Genomic DNA, 21,671 nt, shown 5'->3' with positions numbered 1-21,671 from the left:
TACCTCATTGGGTTTACTGAAGGTAGCTTGAACGCTGGGCTCAGTTTCAGAAATTTCTCAAATCTCCTCTGTGCCCAAACCGTGCCCACGGGATCTACTCAGATTTACGGACAGATCCCATAGACTTTGAACTAGAATTGTTCAATTCGACGCTAATCGTTCTTGGTTGCAAAGTTAGAAGCAAGGATCTCAGAAAGCGACAATGGCTTTGAATAATAGTATCCCTGATAACAGTCACAGCCCAATGTATTAAGCACATCGATTTCACTTCGTTGCTCTACCCCTTCTGAAATGACATGCAAGCCAAGGTGTTTTCCAAGCATGATAATAGAGCTAACCAACTCTTTGTTTTGCTGTTTTTTCAAATTAACTACGAAGCTTCGATCAATTTTCAACTCATCGATTGGAAATTCACTCAGCATACTTAAGGAAGAGTAACCGGTTCCAAAATCATCAACAGAAAGCTTAAAACTGGCTTCTTTTAATTCTGATAGAGTCCGATGAACAAACGATTTGTCTTGGATAAAAATAGATTCGGTTACTTCTAACATCAGCTGTGCCGGATTAATTCCCCTTGCAATGACCTCTCTCATTAATCGTTGATTAAAACCATCAACCATTAATTGGCGAACGGAGAGGTTAATCGAAAACATAAGTGAGCTTTGAAAATGAGCTTGAATTTTTGAAATACCTTGCAAAGTTTTGTGGAGCAAGTGCTCTCCAAGAGTAGGCATAAATCCAGACTCTTCGGCAATCCTGATAAACCTATCAGGTGGAACAAGTCCCAGTTCATCATTTTTCCATCGAGCAAGGGCCTCAAATCCACAGAGACTACCATTTTGTTTAAATTGAGGCTGGAATTGAATAAAAAATTCATCCTTTTCTAACCCTTTTCGCATATTTAACTCGATCAAGGCATTATTGAGGACCTCATCTTGCATTGACGGGTGAAATTTAATAACAGCGTCTTTGGTTTTTTTGGCTGCTTGCATTGCGATGTCAGCACAACCTATTAATTCATTCAAGCTGCTAGCCTGCTGTGGATATTCTGCCAATCCAATGCTAGCCGTGACCGCAAAGACATTCCCATCAATGTCTATGGGATGACTAACGCAGTTTTGAAGAAAATGCGCCAATCGCAAAGCATCTTGTTGATTCGTAAAAACCAAAAACTCATCTGCTCCAAACCTCACGACATGATCAAGCTTTCCAGTATTGTTTTTGAGCACCTGAGCGATTGACGCGATGAAGCGATCTCCCATCGCGTGGCCAAACGTGTCATTGATGTTTTTAAAATTATCCAAATCGATATAAATGACACTGATTTGACGAGCGTTATCTTCGAATTCCTTTTTTAGTACTGAGTCAACATAATTTCTGTTCGGCAAGTCAGCAACTGAATCTTGCATAGCTTGAAAGGTGAGTTTTTTGCGGATATTTGTTTCTTGTTTTTCTATTGTTCGAAATATCACCCAAAGGGCCATCATCAAGACCAGATAAATTAAAAAATTTTTCAGGGCTCCATAGGTAATTTCGTTCTGATAGGTTTTAAGGGGTTCGTACATGGCATAGATAAGATCAAAATCTTTATCATATTGTGCACCAACAATGATTTCTTCCCCCATCTTTTCAGAAATGCCAGTGACAACAAATGGATCCTCCGATTGAAGTTTTTGCGCTAAGCTTTGATTGTATTTTTCTTGCACCTGAGTATCAAAAAAGCGCTTCTTTTCAGCGGTTAAATAGGTATACCCATAAAAATGAGTTCCTTCACTTAAGCTGATCCCGCTCATCATTAAACGACGACCAGAACGCTCATTAATGATAATGGCATTAAGCTGGTCTTGGCTGATGGCGACTTTGTTCAGCAGTGCTTGATCATCAAGCCTCAAAGCAGCTGCCATCACGGCAATGACTTCACCTTCTTTATTCCTTAACGCTTTTCGAATAGGCACAATCCATTGCTGTAAAGGCTTAAAAATGTACGCATCGCCAATTATCATTCGATCTGAATTAAGCGTTAACTCGAAGTTTTTTGCAGTTTGCGGCTGTCTTGCAAGGTTTGGAAGTGGCTGATTTTCTAAATTTGAGCTCACCGCAATGTACTCGCCTTCAGGGTTAAGTAACCCAAAAGCTAAAACATAGGGTTGATTCTCTAAGGTCCTTCTCAATATCGAACGGGCGTAATCTATATTCTTATAATATTGGTTTTCGATTAATCTGGATCCCAGAATATCCAAGAGGGCTTCATTTCCAATAAAGATTTCATGGCCTGCCGAAGAAATTATTTTTGCGTAGGCTAACATCTTCATTTCGGCTTTATCCCAAACCGTCTTGTTCAGCTGGTGCATTGAAACCAATAATAAAACCAAGCTAACAGAAGCGATTAAGACAAATAAGCGCCATAAATTTTGCTTCAAATGTGCCATTTTGCCCCTGAAATTGAAAACGTGCTGTATGAATTAATATTCCAAAAGCGTAACTTTTTCATTCAATTATCATTATGACAATTAATTTACAGCCCAAACCTCCTTGGCTTTACCGATGCATCCAGTTACGTCTGAGGGCCCTCAAATTGTGATCACCAGGTAGAACCCAAAATAATGGTTATTTCTGGGCATAGGTTTTTAATAGGAGGGCCTGGCGAAACAAGAATGGCTGACATTGTTTGGCATGCTAAGCGGACTGATTCTGGTGTATTTTTCTAATCGCTGGATTGAACAAAGGAAGGCCCCGGATGTCAGTGAAATCAGTGGGGGTCATGATCATTCACTCAATGGCGGAAAGAATCGGTGTTGGCGTCTCTTATGGCGGGGCGAAGATCTGGGAACATTCATCACCGCTGCGATCGCCGTTCACAATATTTCAAAGGGACTTGCCATAGCATTGATTCTGGTTACAAGGGGAATGTCCGTTCTCAAAGCCGCTGGTTGGAGTATTTTTAGCAGCCTTCCTCAGCCTATTATGGCGGTTCCGGCTTTTTTGTTTGTGACAGCATTTGAGCCCATCCTACCCTTTAGACTTGGTTTGGCTGCGGGGGCGATGATTTGGATGGTGTTCGCTGAGTTGTTACCAGTCGCACATGACAAGCTCAAACCCTCTAACATTGGTGTGATTGTTCTGCTTGCGTTCATGAGCATGTTAATTTTTCAGCTGGCCATTCATCACTAAATTTTCGTTCGGATTAGAATTGGCAACAGGGCTTTGTTCTTTTCCCATTGGCTCCAATCAAAAGCTATTGGCAATATCCAATCATTTTCACCAGACCTTCTGGCCAATGCCGTCTAGGTCCACATCGGACAAAAGTCGTTTTCACGCCTGCACTTGTACAATGAATGCATAAATATTGTAAAATAACCTTTAGATTCAATTTGGGTGCCTGCGCCATGATTAAGCTAAAAACAGATTTTGAGACCAGAGAGGCATTAATCGCTTATTTGCGCCAACGACGGTCACACCAAAAACATGAAGCCGTCAGCGCCATCAAAGGTGGATGCAAACCCATGCGCAGTCGGCTGGCTGAGATTGACGCAACTCGCTATGCCAAAACGCGCAATGCGCTCACCGGAGCCGTAACTCAACTTTCTCCCTATTTTCGTCATGGAATCTTGACAGAGCAGGATTTGTTGGCATACCTAAACCAAGCCACCGATGCAGACCAAGCCACGCGGCTGATCCAGCAGTTAACCTGGCGCAGTTATTTCCATCAAGTCCATGCCGCGCAACCCGAACACATCTGGCAGGACGCTGAACCCTACAAGACAGGCTGGCAAGCCCACGATTATGATCCGACCTTGCCCGACGACATTGCCCAGGGCCAAACCGGCATTCGCTTGATTGACCAACTGATTCGATCACTTCTCAAACAAGGATACCTGCACAATCGAGGCCGCCTCTATTTGGCCGCCTACGTCGTGCATTGGCGACGAGTGGCTTGGCAAGCCGGAGCCAGGTGGTTTTTGCAGCATCTGCTGGATGGTGACATTGCCTCGAATAACTATTCCTGGCAATGGGTCGCTTCGACCTTCAGCAACAAACCCTACATCTTCAATCTGGAAAACGCACGTACCTTTGCGGGCGACGCACTTGACTGCGAACACGCATCCAACGCCTGCTTTGAGGCCACTTATGATCAATTACAGGCTAAATTGTTCCCTTATCAAGCGCGAGGAACAAAACCGTGAATCAAACCCTTTACTGGCTTCACGACGAGCATCTCGCTCCGCCTGATGAGATCGAAGAAGGCGACCGTTTGGTGTACATCTGGGATGACACCTACTTTGACACCCAGGCCTGGTCATTTAAGCGCCTGGCATTTGTGTATGAAACGCTGTGTAGCCTGGAATGTGAGATTTTTCAGGCCAGTACCGTACAAGCCATAGATGAACTGAGTACCCAGTCTGACATATCCACCATTGTGACCTGGCAGGCGCAGGACCCGACATTGAGTCATCTTATTCAAGCCACTCAGCGCAGGCACCCGAAACTGCAGGTTCGACCGAACGCGCCTCTGGTGGACTTGCAGATAAAACCACCAGTCAAACGGTTTTTTTACTACTGGAAACGGGTTGAGAAAATGCTGACCGGTCGCCAGAACCCTCGTACATACCGGCGTGTCAAGTAACCGGACCATGCATAGGCCAACCCTTAAAACAAGGAATCACAGACCATGATCAAAGTGTTCTACGATGGAAAGTGTGGCATGTGTTCAAAAGAGATACGCCACTACCAGGCCGTCGCACCCGGTGGCGTTTTTGACTGGGTCGACATCACCACCTTGTCTTTACGTCGACTTGATGACGAAGGCCTGGACCGGGTTGAGGGGCTAAAACATCTGCATGCCAAAGACGAAGCAGGTCAAATGCTGACCGGGGTGGATGCTTTTTTATTGATCTGGCAGGAATTGGCGCGATGGCGATTATTCGCAAAAATTATCCGTCTGCCAGGCATTTATGCTTTGACGAAACGCATATACCGACTTTTTGCCCGGTGGCGTTTTCACCGTTTGAGCCATTGCCAAATGGCTGTTAAAGCAAACAATTGTCACCACACCTAAATGTTTTAAGGCGTCATAATGAATCCGGATAAACCACCAATTAACCTGCTGGGCCAACCTTTGGCACTTTGTTGTGCCGAACCCGTCACCGGTTTTTTTCGAGACGGGTTTTGCAAAACCAATTCTCTGGATCAAGGCTCGCATGTCGTTTGTGCGCAAATGACGCAGGATTTTCTGGCTTTTACCCAATCCCGTGGCAATGATTTGAGCACACCCAGAGCCGAATTTGATTTTCCAGGCCTCAAACCCGGCGATCGATGGTGTCTGTGTGCTTTGCGCTGGCGTGAGGCCTATGAAGCTGGGGTTGCCCCACCCGTGTATCCCGAATCGACTCATGAGAAAGCGTTAAAATTCATAGAACTGGAGATATTGCAGCGACACTATGTGCAATAGCTTAAATAAGCGTGTGCCTCACTAAGCAGCCATCACGCCGATCACCTTAATCTGAGTCCAGGAGGACCTGTGCGTATAAAAATGCTGATAGTATGGAGTTTAGTGATGTTGGCGCTGCCACTGCAAACCCGCGCCTCGTCACTGCAAGCGGGTGTCGATGCATTTGCTGACAAAGACTATGCACAAGCCTTTAAGATCTTTAAACACCGATCCTTACAGGGTGACGCCATCGCGCAATTCGGTCTTGCCAAAATGTATCGCCAAGGGCTCGGCATGCCCACCGATTTTTCCAAAGCTTTAAAGTGGTATCAAAAAGCGGCCCAACAAAACTACGCGGTCGCTATGTCACATTTGGGCGAAATGTATGAGCAGGGCCTGGGTGTCCAAGCCAATACGGAAACGGCCCGAAACTGGTATCGTATGGCCTGCAGCAATCGATGCTCGGACGGGTGTCGACACTTAAAACGGCTGGATCAAACAATCGGTCATTAAAACGGCCGCTCAATGGGGTCGGGTGATCATTCAACCTAAGGTGCTTATGCTTCGAATCCAACCAACAAAACGTTTCGTTAAACTGATCGTCCTTTTAGGATTGAGCGTGATGATCACCAGTTGTTCAACTCGGTTTATGTACAATCAACTCGACTGGCTTCTGCCCTGGTACATTGACGACTATGTCAGCATCGAGACGCATCAGCAAGATCAGCTGGATCATCGAATCGAGCGGCTGATAACATGGCACCGTACGCAACAACTCCCTCTCTACGCGTCGCTTGTCAAAAAGCTGAACCACCAAATACACGACCCGACCTCTCCCGAGCAAATTGAATCCCTTTTAAACGAACTGGATGCACTGATCGATGCAATTTATTTGGGCATTGGGGAACATTTGGCACCGTTATTGACAACCCTTAGTCATGAGCAGAAAGACGACTTCATTCAAAATCTCACTCAAAGAAACATCGACTATGGCGAAGAGTACGTCAATATTGGTGAGGCGGCTGCTCGCAGCATGGGCGCTGAAAAGATGACGGAAATGTATGATGAATGGTTGGGCGACGTCACCCAAGACCAAGAAGCAATGATTGAAGATTTTACTCAGTCTACGGATTGGATGTCGCCAGAACTGCTTCGCGCAAAACAGCAATGGACTGAGGCGATGGCAAGCACCCTCAAAACACTTAACTCGGATCAGGATCAACAGCTGGTGGCTTTGTTTGATGATCGAAAACGATTTTGGACCCAGCGTCTCAACCAGCAATTTGAGAGCAACCGGTCACTGCTTGCTCAGCACCTCGCTCTGATTGTTGCGTCACTAACGCCGGAACAGCAGGCACACCTTTCTAGCAGACTCGGTGAATATCGATCGGATTTTCTTGCCCTTGCCAAGCAATCGTCCGAATAAGGCCAAAACAAATCACTCGCCTTCATTGAGGAAGCTTAAGTTTAATCGCTTGGATAAACCAGTCGATTTCTTCAAAATGGTATTCAATTTTTTCAATACTGGCATGGTCAGTCTCCGCTAAGGCCGCACACTGAATAAACTGGTCGCCCCCAGCGGCCTGACATAATTGTTTATGATCGGTTATGGGAACCACTTGGTCCCGATCGCCGTGAACGAGCAAGGCCGGGCATCGAAGACGCTTTAGGCTGCTCAAAGGCGCGATGTCATCCAGTTGATGGCCAATGACCCATTGCACGTAACGAGTTACAAACCAGACAAGCCCTGGCACCCAGTCTATCCGTCTTAGCTGTCGCTGCATGACCCACTTGGGATGCGCAAAGCTGGCCAGACTGATCACAGCATTAACCCGTTCATCATTTGACGCCGCCAATAAAGCGGCCGCCGCGCCCACTGAATGCCCAAGCAGAATTAATTGCTCACTGGCATCAGGCTTTTCTGCACGCAACCATGCCACGGACGAGGTCAAGTCTTCAGCGAATTTTGGCATGGTGGACACACCACGTCGATCACTGTCACCGTGGTTGTGCGCATCAACCAAAAAACTATGCATGCCTCTTTGATGCAAAAGCTTCGCTAAGGGCAGCATAAAACTTTTATTCGCGCCCCAGCCATGCATGAGCATCACTGTCACCTTGGACGGCTCATTGGCGGGTATCCACCAGGCAGAAAGGCGACAGCCATTCTCTCCCTCTACCGTCTTATCATCATAAGTCATACCAAAGTCTTTGGGAGACTGCACATTGGGCACACGAGGCGCCCGGAAGCCAATATGGACGGCCAAGAGAAAAACCACAATCAGCAGTAGTGTGGCCCCGGTGATGCTCAATAACATTGGATTCCAGTTAACAAGTTGCCGGTTAATCCCATTGCCAGAAACAACGACCTGAATCCAAACCCGTTAAAAAACATAAGCCATCCATGGATCTGGAAAATCATAAGGCACGACCAAAAGACTCAGCGTCTGACAGCCAATAACCTCACAAGCCATGACCTCTGCGTTTCGGTCAAGTCGTGGTTTTACACAGAGACTGTGGATAAACCGGTGCATGATTCGGGTAAAAGAACCCTAAGTCAGTGTGAGCACTTCATTTCACCACCTGTGATGAAAAAAGCGTCAACAACAATGACCGGTACAAAAGCCTTACTTATAGTCAAAGTGCTCGCATGGATAACGCCAACATCACAATGGAAGTCAGAACCAACACCGCTTGAGCACCGAAATAAACGCCATTAACGATCAAGTCATGAGGTCGCATACGCCCTCCTTATAATTGAGCGGTTGAAACAAAGCTTCACCATTGATGATACAGATCTTATACATAATGTAAAACTTTATTTCTCTCAACATGTCTCAATTTTATGCATAGAATATTCACTATATGTCAGTACATAAAATTCAATTTCCACTTTGCAGGCAAAGCCAGTAGAGTAGCGTTATATTTTTAGACCAAGTGAGTTCGTATGTCAGGGCAACCGTGGGTTTTGGCCGGTCACAATCCGCATAAACACGCCGCGTTCCACGCATTGGCGGATCGCTGGGGGCTGACACTTTTGCCCCAGTCACAGTTTTCCCTGCAATCAGTGGAAGAAGATGGATTGACGTTTGTTGAAAACGCACTCAAAAAAGCCCGGCTGGCCAGCAAAGTCAGTGGCCTGCCCGCCCTGGCAGATGATTCAGGCCTGGTCATACCGGCACTGAACGGTGCGCCGGGATTATTTTCGGCACGTTACGCCAGTCAATTCAATGGACAGCCCAGCGATGATGAAACGAATCGTCAAGCCGTATTGGAGCAGATGGCAGGCTTGCCATTTGGTCAACGAGATGCTTACATGACCACAACGCTGGTCTGGATTCACTCGCCGGAAGATTCAGAACCCAAAGTAGTGACCTGTCGCTGGCATGGAGAAATCCTAATGCAAACGCGCACCCGGGACGGCGTCGGTTATGACCCGATTTTCTGGCTGCCACAGCACTTGAAAACGCCCTCGGAGATGACCTTGAACGAAAAACATCGACTGGATCAGAGAGCCAAAGCGTTTGAACAATTAATGAGTCTGTTTTAACCAGGCCTGGTAACTTTATGATCGAATTACGCACCTACGTTTTTCTGGATTCGCTGCAGCCGCAGCTGGCCGCCTATATGGGCACGGCCTCGCTGGGCTTTCTGCCCGTGCCAGGCGACACCTGTCTTTGGATGGAAGTCGCGCCTGGCATGGCCGTGCATCGGTTGTCCGACATTGCGTTGAAAGCCTCCAATGTGCATCTGGGCCAGCAGATTGTGGAACGCGCTTATGGGTCCATGGTGATTCACCATCGCAATCAGAGTGACGTGCTGACGTCCGGTGATCAGGTTTTGCAATATCTGCAGACGGAACACACCACACGCCAGGCCTGCCAAATCATGTGGAAAGAAGTGATCCGAGGCGTGACCCCGGACCATGCAACGTTGATCAATCGCGATAATCGCAGAGGGTCCATGATCCTGCCTGGCCAGAGCATGCTGATTATGGAATGCGAGCCGGCCGGCTACATAGTTCACGCTGCGAATGAAGCTGAGAAAGCCGCCAATGTGACGCTGGTGGAAGCCAGAGCCGTGGGGGCTTATGGTCGCCTGCTGATGGCCGGTCGCGACGGGGACATCAACGAAGCCGTTCAGGCCGCCGAACGCGCGCTCAATCAAATCAATGCCGAAGCACGCGTACGCCCCCGATAAACGTTTTACCGTCTCGGCGCAATCAATATGCCAATAAAAAAACCGGCTAAGGCCGGTTTTTTTTTATTCATCCTTCAGGTTTAAGGCTTCAATCTCAGATAACTGGTGCCTTTCTGACGCAGAAAGTCAAAAAACGCTTCACTGATGATCGACATGGACTTGCCCCGCGGGTAGACAAGGTTCCATTCTTTCTCAATTGGAAAGCCTTCTACATCCAGTATCGCCAGCGGCCCATCCTCACTTTCAAGATTGAGGGCATGCTGAGACACCACTGAGACCCCCAGTCCGCCGGCTACGGCGTGCTTGAGCGCCTCATTACTGTCCAGCACCAAACGTTCGTTCAAGCTGAGCTTCTGCTGTGAAAAACGCCCTTCAATCGCCGACCGGATCCCAGACCCCGGTTCACGCATGATAAAGGGTTCTTTGGCCAGACGTTTCAAGGAAATGCGGCTTTTCCCCACCAACGGATGCTCCCGATGCGCGATGGGCACCAAAGGGTTGGGGGCAAACGGATAAATTTCCAGATCCAGATGAGTGGTCGGCACCTGTCCGACGATGTAGAGGTCATCAAGGTTATTTTCAATGCGCTTGTAGAGGTTTTCCCGGTTTGCCACCGACAGCTCGATGTCAATTTCCGGGTAATCCTTACAAAATTCACCCAAAGCAAGGGGGGCAAAATATTTGGCCGTGGTGACCACTGCTACCCGCAGGCGACCCCGAGTTTTGCCTCGAAAGTCGTCCAGCGTCATTTCCAGATTGGCAAACGTATTGAGAATGGCACGACAACTCAGAGCAACCTCTCGTCCCACATCGGTCAAATAAATGCTTCGCCCGATCTGTTCATAAAGCGGCATTTCGACCGCTTCTGACAGGCCTTTTATCTGAGCGGAAACCGTCGGCTGAGTTAAATGCAGCTCTTCTGCTGCCTTGGTAAAACTCAGGTTGCGCGCGACGGACTCAAAAATCTGTAGCTGCCTTAGCGATGTATGCCTCATCAAACGATGATGCTGGGCATAATCGGGTACTTCTTGAGCCATAACGGCCTCCCTGAATCATTTAGCCTGCTGCAATGGCTTCAGGCAAATTTTGAGCGAGTCATGACTGACACATCCGAAGCAAACACCATCAGGTGATGGCCCTGCTTTTCAAACACTTCAAGCTTTTCAAAGACTGGCTCAATTTTTGACTCCGGCAGGATAATCATAAACATGACATTGCCATCGCCTTCAATTTCAGAGCTGTGAAAGCCGGTTTCCCCATCCCCACGGACATCAAACAGGGTATACCCACTGACCCCGGTTTCGCTCAGGATTCGTTTAATCCGTCTTTCCAGGCCGGTGGACGCAATCACTTGCAACATTTTTTCAGAACAGGTTGGAATCGTCATATTACCCCCTTAACCCCCGACATACCATTGACTGACTTGATAAAAGAGCGGAATCCCGACCACAACGTTGAAGGGAAAGGTAATCCCAAGCGACAACGCCAAGTAATAAGACGGGTTCGCCTCTGGTACGCCAAAACGCATCACTGGTGGCACAGCGATGTAGGACGCACTGGCACTGAGTATCGCAACCAATAAGGTACCACCGACACTGAAGCCCAACATGCTGTGACCGACAAACACACCGATGAAACCGCCAATCAAAGGCATAATAATACCAAAGGCAATGAGGGTTCCGCCGACTTTCTTGAAGCTGTCCAGACGTTTGGCTGCAACCATCCCCATTTCAAGCAGGAACAGACACAACACACCCATGAAAATTTCTTTGGTAAATGGGTACAGGGTTTTCATGGCCTCAGGCGGCACAATGGCACCGATGATCAAAGCCCCAAGCAACAAAAGTACACTGCCGTTGGTAAAGGCATCTTTGAGCAAGGGGCCCCAATCAGTCTTGGGCGCTTCAGCCTGCCCCATCGCGGCGGTACCATCTGCACCGATTTTGTCAGCAGCCAAGCGTTTACGAGCCATAGCGGCCAACACCAGACCAATGATAATCGCCGGAGATTCCATCATTACCATCATAATGATTGGATAACTTTCATGGGTCACACCGGACGCTTCAAGAAAGGCAATCGCCGTCAAAAATGTCCCGGCACTGACCGAGCCGTAATGAGCGGTGATCGCAGCCGCGTTCATCGGGTCAATTTTGTTGCGGAATCGCAACAACGCATAACCAATGATCGGAATCACAAAACCGAGCACGATGGCCCAGAAAATTGCATTCATGGCCACAAACAGATCGGAGTTAGCTAATTCCGCCCCGCCTTTAAGACCAATGGCCATCAGCAGATAAAGGGACATCCCCTTTGACATGCCTTCTGGAAACTTCAAATCCGAATTAACTAGCTGAGCGATAACCCCCAGCAGAAAGAACAAGACTGCCGGTATTAACAAACTATCTAAGCCCATGACGTCTCTCCATTACAATTGACTGCGTTTAATCTTAGAGCGCCCGTGTCAAGAAATAAAATTGATATTGCAACTGGAACTCATAGCAAATTACCAATAACAAGAAACACTAACATTCAAGCTCTTATTAATCGAGCATTTCTTTCAGATAAAAAAAAGGCGCTGATTAAATCAGCGCCAATCGCTAAGACTTAAATAAAAAATCTTAATCTGGCCAGACACGTGGTTGTGTGGTCATCACTGTGGCCGTTGCCGCCGATTCAGGCTGCTGGGCCGTAGTGGACTTCGAAGCTTCTTTAGAAGCTGATCCCACGCTTGAGCGACTGCTTTTGGCAGGTGCTTTTCTGGTTGTCGGCTTGGGCGTGCTTGACGCCTTTACTGCCTTGGAAGCCGTCGATTGATTCGGCGTTTTTTGCGGCTGAGATGGTTTCTGATTCGTCGCATCTGTTTTGTTTGCCTGCGCCATCCTCGTTCTCCTTATCCTTGTTGGACTTTTTGAAAACCGGCTTCGATACGCTCCGCCAATTGGTAATCCAGGTCAGTCAACTCGCCGTCCTGTGAATAGATCACCAGAGACGCATAATCCCGGCCAAAACTGACATTGGGATGATGCGACAGGGCTTCGGCCTGTTCCGCGACATCATCCAGGAAAGTGCGCAACTGCTCATAGGAGTCAAAAATAAACTTGGCTTCCATACTCGCGGGACGTTGCTTTACTTTCCATGGGCTGTTGTCGGAAAGGGTCATACAAAGCTCCTGGGGTTCTGGTTCATGGCTTGCATGGGCTGTTGCATGGGAGGCTGATAGGCCGCCAACCATTGCTGAATGCGCTGAAGCTGAGCCTGCTCTTCCTGTAACAGTTGAGTAAACAAAGCCAGATCATCCTGAGCCCCTACATTGGCGCACCAAGCCTGTGCCTGTGCATACAGATCAATCAGGCCTGCCTCGTGCTCAGCACAAGTTTGCAATGATTCCACCACATCCACAGCCGGCATGGCAGGCTGGAGAACCGAACCGGACGGAAGCGCGCCGTGCGCAACCAAACGATCCGTTAGCATGGAAGCATGACGAAACTCTTCATTCGCCAAGGCCAGGAAGTCATCAGCGAACTGTGATTCCTGACGTTGCTTGGCAAGTGAAGACTGCGCCATATAATGCTGCCCTGCACTGAACTCCAGACTCATGGCCCGACCCAGAAACCCTAGGATACGTGGATCCATTGACTGATTCTGCCGATATCTCGGATGCTGTCCGATCCCGGGCATAACGCTACCGGGGGTTCGACTGAACGCTCTCATAATTGGGTCTCCATCACTTGAGCCGCTCTGAAAGAGCGACCCGATTGATTACTGAGATTGATCACTTGGTGGTCAATACCGGCTCCACCTCTTTGTGTGGACGCGCGATAATGTGGGCCGCCACTAAACCATCACCAACGCGTTCGCAAGCGTCTGCGCCGGCGCGAACTGCAGCGTTCACTGCACCGGTTTCGCCGCGAACCATCACGGTGACATAGCCACCGCCAACAAAATCGCGGCTGACCAGGCGAACTTCCGCCGCCTTAGTCATGGCATCGGCCGCTTCAATCGCTGGTACCAGACCACGCGTTTCAATCATGCCCAAAGCAATTCCATATTCCGTGCTCATGGTGTTTCTCCTAATTTAATGGCTGTCGCCCTTCATTACCTATGAATCAATTACTTTTCGATGGTCGCCAGTACTGGCTCAACTTCTTTATGTGGGCGTGCGATGATGTGCGCAGCAACCAGACCGTCACCGACACGTTCACAAGCGTCCGCACCAGCACGAACCGCAGCGTTGACAGCCCCTGTCTCACCACGAACCATGACTGTTACATAGCCACCACCAACGAAGTCACGGCTTACCAAGCGAACTTCAGCGGCCTTGGTCATCGCATCAGCGGCTTCGATCGCTGGAACCAAACCACGTGTTTCAATCATGCCCAGGGCAATTCCATATTCAGTACTCATTGTCATTTCTCCTGTAAAAGCCGTCTTAACGACGGCAAAATAATGAATTATTTGTTTTCAATCGTCGCCAAGACTGGCTCAACTTCTTTGTGAGGACGCGCGATGATGTGTGCGGCTACCAGACCGTCACCTACACGCTCACATGCGTCTGCACCGGCACGAACCGCTGCGTTAACGGCACCGGTTTCACCGCGAACCATCACAGTAACATAACCGCCGCCGACGAAATCACGACTCACCAAACGTACTTCAGACGCTTTGGTCATGGCATCCGCTGCTTCGATGGCAGGCACCAGACCACGTGTTTCAATCATTCCCAACGCAATACCGTAGTTATCAGACATAAATACCTCCTACTACTCTTTACACTCTTACAAAAACCTGTCTAGGCACTTAAAAAATCGCACGATGTCCGGTCAATAATGCCGGCAATCGTTAAATCTGTTAATAATTTGTCATCGCCCGCTGCCGTTCTGGCAGCCGAATTGGCGATGGTAAAAATCCAGTCTCCAGGCTTGACCCCAATCGGGTCCATCGCCACAACCGTTTCGCCGTTTAAGCTGTGCAACACCTTGATGGACAGTTGCCCCAGCCCTTCCAGTCGCCGGGTCATCACCAAGGTCTGCTTAACCTGATGAATCATCATGCTTCTGGCTCCCATTTATCGATAATGCCCACAATCGTCAGATCACTGGGGTAACCTTTAACCCCACTGGCATCTCGAGCGGCAGAAGAACCGACACACAATACCCAGTCCCCTGGTGTGCAACCGACAGGGTCAACGGCGACTTGAGGCGTCCCCCCTTCCTTGTCGGTGACCACCAGCAGTGGTTTGTGTTCCAGTGTGGCAATCCGGTTGGTTGAGACCAAAGTTTTGATCACTTTAAATATCTTCATGTCACACCTCGTACTGCTCTGCCCAAGTGGGTGAGAGCCGCATGGAAACCATTTCACAAGGGACCGCCCGTTGATGATCCCGTAACGTGCATAAACTGGTCAACTCACCTTTTTCGGACAATTCGCTGTATCGTTGATGCAGCGCCTGTTCAATCCGGCGAGCTTTTTCCAATGCCCGTGTACGGGATCCCGGGACGCGTCCGTCATAATCACAACGGATAATCACAGGAGCAGGCAACCCGCGATGAACGTTCAGACCTTTAAAAATCTTGATCCCAACGTCAACATCCGGTGCGCCTTCTTCCAATGTATCCAGAAACCCGTAATAACTCAGATTTCTGAGCTGAACCTCTTCGAAACCATTACCCAGCCCGATAAAGCGTTCTGCATGGCCGATGTCGGCATACAACCCTTTCTCATACTGTCGAACGTACGCAATCTGAGAAAAATTCTGCTCTATCAACCAAGCCAACAAATCCTGCATGGAATCATTTGGAGCAGAACTTCCAGCCTGCTCCGCAAGTTGTTGCATGGCTTCTTTTAAATAGGCTCTGGCTTGATCCGCTGGCCAGCCTGCGGTTTGATCAAACAATGTCTCTGTTTTGATGTAGCGAGCCAAACACAACTGACCTTCCTGATTCGGCAAATGCACTTTCAGGCTGTCATTATCGGTGTTCAACCCGAGCAACATCGGTTCCACTCGAGAACCACAACCGAAGCGGTTTTCAATGGCTTGCTGAAAATCTTCTAGCCTTTGAAGCGCCGCGGCCGCCGCTTTCTTCTCATCACTGCCATGCGCTGCACAACCTTGGTGGTTAGGGTCTTTGTCTGAGTAGTGATAAACAGCAATCTTCAAGTAACGTGTTGACTCGGTCGCCGGATTGGGAATTCCCTCCCGGAAACGATCGTGCTCAACAAATACCCAGTGACGGACACTTTCACTCACATCAAACATCACACCCGCATGCGCCTTGCGGCGAACCATGTTGTGAGGCAGACGCAACACATAACTAACGGTATGTGCCAGGCGTCCATCTGCACACGGTGCAACCCCGACGGCATGAAAACCGGCCGCCATAAACGCTTGCTTGGCCACCGCTTCCTGCTCGTCCTGCAATGGATTCAGCTGATAAAAATCCTGCGAAAGACGTTCAAATTGTTTAAAGATCCCGTAGGCATACAACGCTTTCACGTTGAGGCCTGTTTTCCAAGCATCAGTCAATAACGATTCCGGCCACTGCCAGCCAAATTCGGACTGGACCAAAGCCTGCGCTTTGACCACAAAATCCTCTTCATTCTGCCAGCTGGCCACACGCTTCAGAATCCCTTCCAGGTCATCAAAACCTGCCTTGGTATTTAGCTCGTAATCTCTTAATAGCTGATTACGACGAGTATTTACCAAAGCATGATCACTCCGCCCCATCGGTGCTGAATGCACAGAGGTTACGGACGATTTCTGCATCTGACCCGGTGTTGCGCCGGTTTTTACCGGCGCTGCCACCTTGCGCCAAAACATTGATTTCTGTCTGACTCTGGCCGGATTCATACTGACTTAACTCCCATACGTTCCTTACTGGTTAAGCTCTCGCCCCACCAGACAGGGTGACGGTCGCACCGGTTTCAGTATTACCGCTGGATCCGGTAATCGGACTGTTGTCCACTTCCGGCCCCATGGTTTTGCGATAATCGGCAGCATGGTTAAATGCCTGCGACTGATCGCCCCGAATGGATGCGTTACGGTTGTTAGCCCATGGACCTTCCGTGCCCGATACGCGAGGACCTCGGCCCCAGGAATCTCCGGTAATGGATGATCCCTGATCGCTGCCTTCGCCAGTAACGGAGGAAGCAACCGCGTTACGCGCCGCGGGTGACTGAGAAGGCGATCGGTTTGGACGAATGGTCCGCGACGTCGTGTTCTCATTATCACCGGTCACTTTACCCTGAGCACTCGAAAACGCACCCGTAATCTGGCTTGGTGCCGATTCAGACTGACCAACCGCAACGGCATTGCCTTGCATCACAGTTGGAAAGTCAGGATCACCCGGCTCGGCAACGGCTGTGACATCACACTGTGCAACCGTTTGGTCATGGCCCTGATATGCCGTACCTGAAACGGTCTGACAAGCGCCTTTCTGGCCACCTGTTACACCGGCAGGTCCTGGCTGCACACCACTCACAGCATGCCCGCCGAACGCGGAACGCTGAGGTTGGCGCTGAGCCATCTGAGCTTGATCATCGGTCGAGCAGGTTTTGCGTGTTTCCAGAGCGTCCATGTAGGGCGTTCCAGTCACAGCTGAACAATGACCTGCTTCCGCTCCCGTCATGTCTGAACTGCCACCGGCACGATCACCACTGACTGACTGACCTTTACTGGTCTGGCCATACATGACTTTGTTGGCGGCGGCAGGCGGTTCCATCTGACAGACTTCACGCACACTGCCGGAGTCCTGATAACCCGTGCCCGTTACATTGGCACAGTAACCCGTTTCCTCACCGGTTACAGTTGGACGCGCTCGGTCTTCGTCTCGTGGCTTTACCGCTGAAACATTTACGCCAGTCAACGACGTGCCTTTGGCAGTCGTCGACTGTGTCACCTTCTGCGGGGCCTGAGGTTTTGCCGCCGATCCTGTGTTGCAGAACAGATCGCTCTGATCCGCAGGCAGATAATCGGTACCGGTTACCCCAGCACAAACGCCTGATTCATTACCGGTCACTCCCTGGCCGAAACCGATGGAGCTACCGCTCACGCTCTGACCACGCGTGGTCTGTGAGCGACTGACTTTTGCAGGTGCCGAGCTGTATTCTGTCTGACAGTACTGACCGAACTCCTCGGTTCCGAGGTATTCCGTGCCACTGACTTTCTGACAGTAACCTGACTCAACGCCGGTTACCGAGTCAGACCGACCAGTCTGAGAGCCGGTCATGGTCTGCCCACCACCGGTCTTGGATTCGCCAACCTTACTCGGAGCTTCCTTGCTTTTCATTGGCTGCTCTGAGCGAGGCCTGGGACTGGCCTTACAAGCTGTCTTACCTTTTGAGCAACGTTCAGCTCGCACTTGCTTGGCAATCTCACGACTGCTGGCATCCGGGTTGGCCATACGTGCCTTGGCAGCAGAATGACCACTTTTATTACGGAATGCCTGCTCCGCGCTCTTGCCATTTGAGCGAGCCTGACGATACGCTTTCGACATCAAACGGCCTTGTGGCTGTTGAGAGGCTTCCGCCTTCTGCGCCACCCGCTTCTGACGAGAATCCTTGCTGGCACTTGGACGCATTGCGCCCAAATCCGGCTTGGCAGTCCCGGCATCATCCGATGCCTCGACCTGCTTCGTCTGAAGCGTTTGTTCAGCTTGCTTGGCCATGGCCTTCGCTTTGGCTTTTGGGTGCCAGGTTGCTTGCATGTTATCTACTTCCAGTTCTTGGCCGCTTTGTGACGCCTGACCGCGGGATTTCCCCTTGATCAATGCATCACGGCGTGCCTTGGAGGCTTCACGACCACTGCCATTTGGCTGAACCGATGACGGTGCCACGCTGGCTTTTGGTCGTGTCGCTTGCACTTTGGAAGGCGACACATCGCTGGTTGAAGCTTGAGCCGGGGCCGCTTGTGACGGACGTGATGCCGCACCAGCTTTCCCCTGAATCAAGGCTTTGCGACGTGCCAGCGCCTTTTCCCGACCACTGGAGACAATTGCCTGTTCACTCATATTGGCCTCCTGTATTCATTAAATTGGCCTGAAAGGTCGCTTACATGCCTCGTGGGCGATATACCACAAAGTTATGACCTTGAGACTGAGTGTAGTTGTCATAACCAACCAGACGAATCAAGTGGTCTGGGTAAGCTTGACGACAGGCTTCAATTTCAGCCAATACTTCCATTGGGTCGCGCATGCCAAAGAAAGGCAATTTCCACATACCCCAGTAGTGCGCCGCGGCGTTCTCAGGCTTATCATGCTCAATGGATGGTGTCCATCCCTGGTTGATGATGTAAACAACCTGGTCAAAGATTTCATCGGCTGTCAGATCTGGCAAAAACGAGAAAGTTTCCAGAGTGTACTGAGTACGATAATCATCGGTGTGTAACGCTGACATAATTCTGCTCCTTTAAAATTCAATCAATTTAGGCTTAGCAAGGGATTAAGCATCCAACTTGTCAACAGTGTCGAATTCAAACTTGATTTCTTTCCAAGTTTCCAGCGCTGTTGCCAGTTCCTTGCTGTGACGTGCGGCATCACGCAGAATGTCACCACCTTCACGCTCCAGGTCACGCCCTTCGTTACGTGCTTTCACACACGCTTCCAGCGCAACACGGTTTGCCGCAGCACCTGCCGCGTTACCACCTGGGTGACCCTGAGTACCGCCACCAAACTGCAGAACGGAATCGTCACCAAAAATGTTTACCAGCGCAGGCATGTGCCATACGTGGATACCACCGGATGCAACTGCGAACACACCAGGCATTGAACCCCAGTCCTGATCGAAGAAAACACCACGTGAACGATCTTCTGGTACAAACGCTTCACGCAACTGGTCAACAAAACCAAGCGTTGACGCACGGTCACCTTCCAGCTTACCTACAACGGTACCAGTGTGCAGGTGATCACCGCCTGACAGACGCAGACATTTTGCCAGTACACGGAAGTGGATACCGTGACGTGGGTTACGGTCAATTACCGCGTGCATGGCACGGTGAATGTGCAGCAGTACGCCGTTGTTACGACACCACTTTGCCAGTGACGTGTTGGCAGTGAAACCAGCTGTCAAGAAATCGTGCATGATGATTGGCATGCCCAGCTCTTTCGCAAATTCAGCACGCTCGATCATTTGCTCAGAATCCGCCGCTGTTACGTTAAGATAGTGACCTTTACGCTCACCAGTCTCATCGGTCGCTTTATGCACAGCTTCCGCGACAAATTCAAAACGGTTCTGCCAGCGCATGAATGGCTGAGAGTTCACGTTCTCATCATCTTTGGTCAAGTCCAAACCACCGCGCAAACACTCATAAACCGCACGGCCATAGTTTTTCGCAGACAGACCCAGTTTTGGCTTGATGGTTGCACCCAACATTGGACGGCCGTACTTGTTCAGCTTATCACGCTCAACCTGGATACCACTTGGTGGCCCCATGCATGTCTTGATAAAGGCAACTGGGAAACGCAAGTCTTCCAGACGCAGAGAACGAACGGCCTTAAAGCCGAATACGTTACCAACCAATGAAGTCAGAACGTTTACAACCGACCCTTCTTCAAACAGGTCCAGCGGGTAAGCGATGAACGCGTAGAACGCTTCTTTATCACCCGGTACGTCTTCAATTCGATACGCACGGCCTTTGTAATATTCCATGTCAGTCAACAGGTCAGTCCAGACCGTGGTCCAGGTACCGGTAGAAGATTCCGCGGCAACAGCTGCTGCAGCTTCTTCACGAGGAACACCTTCCTGTGGAACGACTTTAAAACAGGCCAGCAGATCCGTGTCCAAAGGCACGTAATCTGGCACCCAGTAAGTGAGTTGATAGTCTTTTACACCCGCATCAAAGGTTTGATTTGCCATAATGTTGCTCCTTTATGGTTAAAAGGGTCGTGTTGAATTACAGCGCTATCATAGGGAATGTCACCCATCGTGACTAATTGAAAGTCTTGATTAAAAAGATAGAGCATTACCTATGGTTTCACTGCAACACATCAAAAAGCCCTGCCCCGTGGGGATTGAGTCAAATTTCGACGGTCATAATTTGCCGTAGGCCCACTACTTTAACCTAAAAAAAGAAATGAAATGCAAGATTTCTTAGATTTCATTCAACCGTCAAATTCCGTGCATTTTTGTTTTCATTCCCTTTTTGCCGACACAAAAGCTAGAATCGTAGATATACGCACTACATTTAAATTTTCCACACACCAAATGGAGAAATCAATGCATCCACCTGAAACGGCAACGGCGCCCGATACCACCCTGGCCAAAGTCATTTATGTGCTTTATTTCGCCGGTTTTTTCACCGGCATCACAGCCCTGATCGGCCTGGTTATGGCTTATGTAAAAAAGGTGACGCCGATACCCCTGCATGGCTGACGTCGCACTACCGCTTTCAAATCGCGACCTTCTGGTATGGCTTGGTCTATTTATTGATCGGCACGCTTCTGATGCCCATTATGATTGGCTGGCTGGTGTTTTTATGGTGGTTGGTCTGGCTGATTATACGCAATGTCAAAGGGCTGAGCGCCCTGGACAGATCCCAGTCGATTCAGGGCGGCTTCTTCAGCCTGTCCGAGGTTGAATAAACGGCCTCGGGCGTGCTTCACCCATAAAAAAACCCGCTCTTGCAAACCAAGAGCGGGCTTAATGCATTAGGTGCTTCGCTTGCGCGAATCAGTGTTTAAACAACTGACACGTTTTCTGCTTGTGGGCCTTTTTGACCTTGTGTCACTTCCATAGTGACCGTTTGCCCTTCCAAAAGGGTTTTACGGCCAGTACCGTTAATCGCTGAGAAATGAACGAAGACGTCTTTGCCGCCTTCCTGCTCGATGAAACCGAAGCCTTTCTCATCGTTAAACCACTTGACGGTACCTTGAGTTAAATCAGACATGCTTTTTCCTTATACCTACATAATAAATACCCCTGACTCTGACCGGCTAAAAGCCCACAAGACTTCTGCGCCATTCAAAAGCAGGTGAATTCATTATACTTACTTTTCGCGTCTGTAAAGATTATCTTTGTATTTTTTTCGATATGACAAGCAGTTAGCGCCCAA

The 21,671-nt window shown here is 49.3% G+C and carries 29 protein-coding genes; 11 read left to right on the top strand and 18 right to left on the bottom strand.

All coding sequences use genetic code 11. The features are described 5' to 3' along the window. Positions 1-152 precede the first annotated feature (152 nt). A complete protein-coding gene (locus tag AVO41_RS08240) occupies positions 153-2,429 on the bottom strand; it encodes an EAL domain-containing protein (protein ID WP_068585459.1) in 2,277 nt (758 codons plus the stop codon). A 244-nt stretch (positions 2,430-2,673) separates the two neighbouring features. On the opposite strand from AVO41_RS08240, the gene AVO41_RS08235 reads away from it, so the two are divergent. The 7 genes from AVO41_RS08235 (at position 2,674) to AVO41_RS08205 (ending at position 6,854) form a co-directional block, all read left to right on the top strand. Further along, positions 2,674-3,171, top strand: a complete 498-nt coding sequence (locus AVO41_RS08235; protein WP_068585455.1) for a ZIP family metal transporter — start codon at positions 2,674-2,676, stop codon at positions 3,169-3,171. 215 nt (positions 3,172-3,386) lie between these two features. Continuing rightward, a complete protein-coding gene (locus tag AVO41_RS08230; RefSeq protein WP_068585452.1) occupies positions 3,387-4,184 on the top strand; it encodes an FAD-binding domain-containing protein in 798 nt (265 codons plus the stop codon). Continuing rightward, entirely contained in the window at positions 4,181-4,624 is a 444-nt protein-coding gene (locus AVO41_RS08225) for a hypothetical protein (RefSeq protein ID WP_068585450.1), read from the top strand. Before AVO41_RS08230 ends, AVO41_RS08225 begins: the two co-directional genes overlap by 4 nt. Before the next feature lie 45 nt (positions 4,625-4,669). Further along, positions 4,670-5,056 (top strand): thiol-disulfide oxidoreductase DCC family protein, encoded by a 387-nt coding sequence (locus tag AVO41_RS08220; protein WP_068585446.1) that lies wholly within the window; start codon positions 4,670-4,672, stop codon positions 5,054-5,056. Between the two features lie 18 nt (positions 5,057-5,074). After that, positions 5,075-5,449 (top strand): DUF2237 family protein, encoded by a 375-nt coding sequence (locus AVO41_RS08215; protein ID WP_068585444.1) that lies wholly within the window; start codon positions 5,075-5,077, stop codon positions 5,447-5,449. A 105-nt stretch (positions 5,450-5,554) separates the two neighbouring features. Then, entirely contained in the window at positions 5,555-5,941 is a 387-nt protein-coding gene (locus tag AVO41_RS08210; protein ID WP_068585439.1) for a tetratricopeptide repeat protein, read from the top strand. A 109-nt stretch (positions 5,942-6,050) separates the two neighbouring features. Continuing rightward, on the top strand, positions 6,051-6,854 hold the full coding sequence (locus tag AVO41_RS08205) for a DUF6279 family lipoprotein (RefSeq protein ID WP_235584724.1): 804 nt from the start codon (positions 6,051-6,053) through the stop codon (positions 6,852-6,854). Between the two features lie 22 nt (positions 6,855-6,876). On the opposite strand, the gene AVO41_RS08200 is transcribed toward AVO41_RS08205, so the two are convergent. After that, positions 6,877-7,746 carry an alpha/beta hydrolase gene (locus AVO41_RS08200; protein ID WP_068585433.1) on the bottom strand — a complete coding sequence of 290 codons (870 nt, stop codon included), beginning with the start codon at positions 7,744-7,746 and terminating at the stop codon, positions 6,877-6,879. A gap of 629 nt (positions 7,747-8,375) precedes the next feature. On the opposite strand from AVO41_RS08200, the gene rdgB reads away from it, so the two are divergent. Further along, entirely contained in the window at positions 8,376-8,978 is a 603-nt protein-coding gene (rdgB, locus tag AVO41_RS08195; RefSeq protein WP_068585430.1) for an RdgB/HAM1 family non-canonical purine NTP pyrophosphatase, read from the top strand. Between the two features lie 17 nt (positions 8,979-8,995). Next, entirely contained in the window at positions 8,996-9,628 is a 633-nt protein-coding gene (locus AVO41_RS08190) for a BMC domain-containing protein (RefSeq protein WP_068585426.1), read from the top strand. 80 nt (positions 9,629-9,708) lie between these two features. Here AVO41_RS08190 and AVO41_RS08185 read toward each other — a convergent pair whose 3' ends face one another. From AVO41_RS08185 to AVO41_RS08120, 15 genes are all read right to left on the bottom strand, one after another. After that, a complete protein-coding gene (locus tag AVO41_RS08185; RefSeq protein ID WP_068585422.1) occupies positions 9,709-10,665 on the bottom strand; it encodes a LysR family transcriptional regulator in 957 nt (318 codons plus the stop codon). Positions 10,666-10,703: 38 nt separating this feature from the next. Next, the gene (locus tag AVO41_RS08180) at positions 10,704-11,015 is read right to left on the bottom strand and encodes a hypothetical protein (protein ID WP_068585419.1); all 312 of its coding nucleotides are present in this window, start codon (positions 11,013-11,015) and stop codon (positions 10,704-10,706) included. A 9-nt stretch (positions 11,016-11,024) separates the two neighbouring features. Continuing rightward, positions 11,025-12,041, bottom strand: coding sequence for a sodium-dependent bicarbonate transport family permease (locus AVO41_RS08175; protein ID WP_068585416.1), 1,017 nt, complete (start codon positions 12,039-12,041; stop codon positions 11,025-11,027). Positions 12,042-12,246: 205 nt separating this feature from the next. Next, a complete protein-coding gene (locus AVO41_RS10715) occupies positions 12,247-12,507 on the bottom strand; it encodes a hypothetical protein (protein WP_153003513.1) in 261 nt (86 codons plus the stop codon). Positions 12,508-12,518: 11 nt separating this feature from the next. After that, complete coding sequence (locus AVO41_RS08170; RefSeq protein ID WP_068585413.1) at positions 12,519-12,788, bottom strand: 4a-hydroxytetrahydrobiopterin dehydratase; 270 nt, start codon at positions 12,786-12,788, stop codon at positions 12,519-12,521. Beyond that, positions 12,785-13,261 carry a bacterioferritin gene (locus tag AVO41_RS08165; RefSeq protein ID WP_153003512.1) on the bottom strand — a complete coding sequence of 159 codons (477 nt, stop codon included), beginning with the start codon at positions 13,259-13,261 and terminating at the stop codon, positions 12,785-12,787. The genes AVO41_RS08170 and AVO41_RS08165 overlap by 4 nt, the downstream gene beginning before the upstream one ends. A 139-nt stretch (positions 13,262-13,400) precedes the next feature. Beyond that, positions 13,401-13,688: a BMC domain-containing protein gene (locus AVO41_RS08160; RefSeq protein ID WP_068585407.1), complete on the bottom strand. Its 288-nt coding sequence runs from the start codon at positions 13,686-13,688 to the stop codon at positions 13,401-13,403. Positions 13,689-13,738: 50 nt separating this feature from the next. Next, positions 13,739-14,032 carry a BMC domain-containing protein gene (locus AVO41_RS08155; protein ID WP_028485192.1) on the bottom strand — a complete coding sequence of 98 codons (294 nt, stop codon included), beginning with the start codon at positions 14,030-14,032 and terminating at the stop codon, positions 13,739-13,741. Between the two features lie 47 nt (positions 14,033-14,079). Continuing rightward, complete coding sequence (locus tag AVO41_RS08150; RefSeq protein WP_068585404.1) at positions 14,080-14,376, bottom strand: BMC domain-containing protein; 297 nt, start codon at positions 14,374-14,376, stop codon at positions 14,080-14,082. 41 nt (positions 14,377-14,417) lie between these two features. Further along, positions 14,418-14,678 (bottom strand): carboxysome peptide B, encoded by a 261-nt coding sequence (locus tag AVO41_RS08145; protein WP_068585402.1) that lies wholly within the window; start codon positions 14,676-14,678, stop codon positions 14,418-14,420. After that, entirely contained in the window at positions 14,675-14,929 is a 255-nt protein-coding gene (locus AVO41_RS08140; RefSeq protein ID WP_068585400.1) for a carboxysome peptide A, read from the bottom strand. Before AVO41_RS08140 ends, AVO41_RS08145 begins: the two co-directional genes overlap by 4 nt. Before the next feature lies 1 nt (position 14,930). After that, positions 14,931-16,445 (bottom strand): carboxysome shell carbonic anhydrase, encoded by a 1,515-nt coding sequence (locus AVO41_RS08135; RefSeq protein ID WP_068586062.1) that lies wholly within the window; start codon positions 16,443-16,445, stop codon positions 14,931-14,933. Between the two features lie 61 nt (positions 16,446-16,506). Continuing rightward, positions 16,507-18,633, bottom strand: coding sequence for a CsoS2 family carboxysome shell protein (locus AVO41_RS08130; RefSeq protein ID WP_068585398.1), 2,127 nt, complete (start codon positions 18,631-18,633; stop codon positions 16,507-16,509). 40 nt (positions 18,634-18,673) lie between these two features. Further along, entirely contained in the window at positions 18,674-19,018 is a 345-nt protein-coding gene (locus AVO41_RS08125; protein WP_068585396.1) for a ribulose bisphosphate carboxylase small subunit, read from the bottom strand. Between the two features lie 45 nt (positions 19,019-19,063). Beyond that, entirely contained in the window at positions 19,064-20,476 is a 1,413-nt protein-coding gene (locus AVO41_RS08120; RefSeq protein WP_068585393.1) for a form I ribulose bisphosphate carboxylase large subunit, read from the bottom strand. A 222-nt stretch (positions 20,477-20,698) separates the two neighbouring features. Between AVO41_RS08120 and AVO41_RS10870 the strand changes: the two genes are divergently transcribed. Further along, a complete protein-coding gene (locus AVO41_RS10870; protein WP_235584706.1) occupies positions 20,699-20,992 on the top strand; it encodes a hypothetical protein in 294 nt (97 codons plus the stop codon). Between the two features lie 41 nt (positions 20,993-21,033). Further along, positions 21,034-21,201: a hypothetical protein gene (locus tag AVO41_RS10865; RefSeq protein ID WP_235584705.1), complete on the top strand. Its 168-nt coding sequence runs from the start codon at positions 21,034-21,036 to the stop codon at positions 21,199-21,201. Positions 21,202-21,296: 95 nt separating this feature from the next. On the opposite strand, the gene AVO41_RS08110 is transcribed toward AVO41_RS10865, so the two are convergent. After that, positions 21,297-21,506, bottom strand: coding sequence for a cold-shock protein (locus AVO41_RS08110; RefSeq protein WP_068585390.1), 210 nt, complete (start codon positions 21,504-21,506; stop codon positions 21,297-21,299). Positions 21,507-21,671 lie beyond the last annotated feature (165 nt).

Source organism: Thiomicrospira sp. WB1 (assembly GCF_001507535.1).
In the GTDB taxonomy this organism is placed as follows: domain Bacteria; phylum Pseudomonadota; class Gammaproteobacteria; order Thiomicrospirales; family Thiomicrospiraceae; genus Hydrogenovibrio.
The sequence above is the reverse complement of the archived record's forward strand: the minus strand, read 5'-3'. Positions and strand labels throughout refer to the sequence as shown.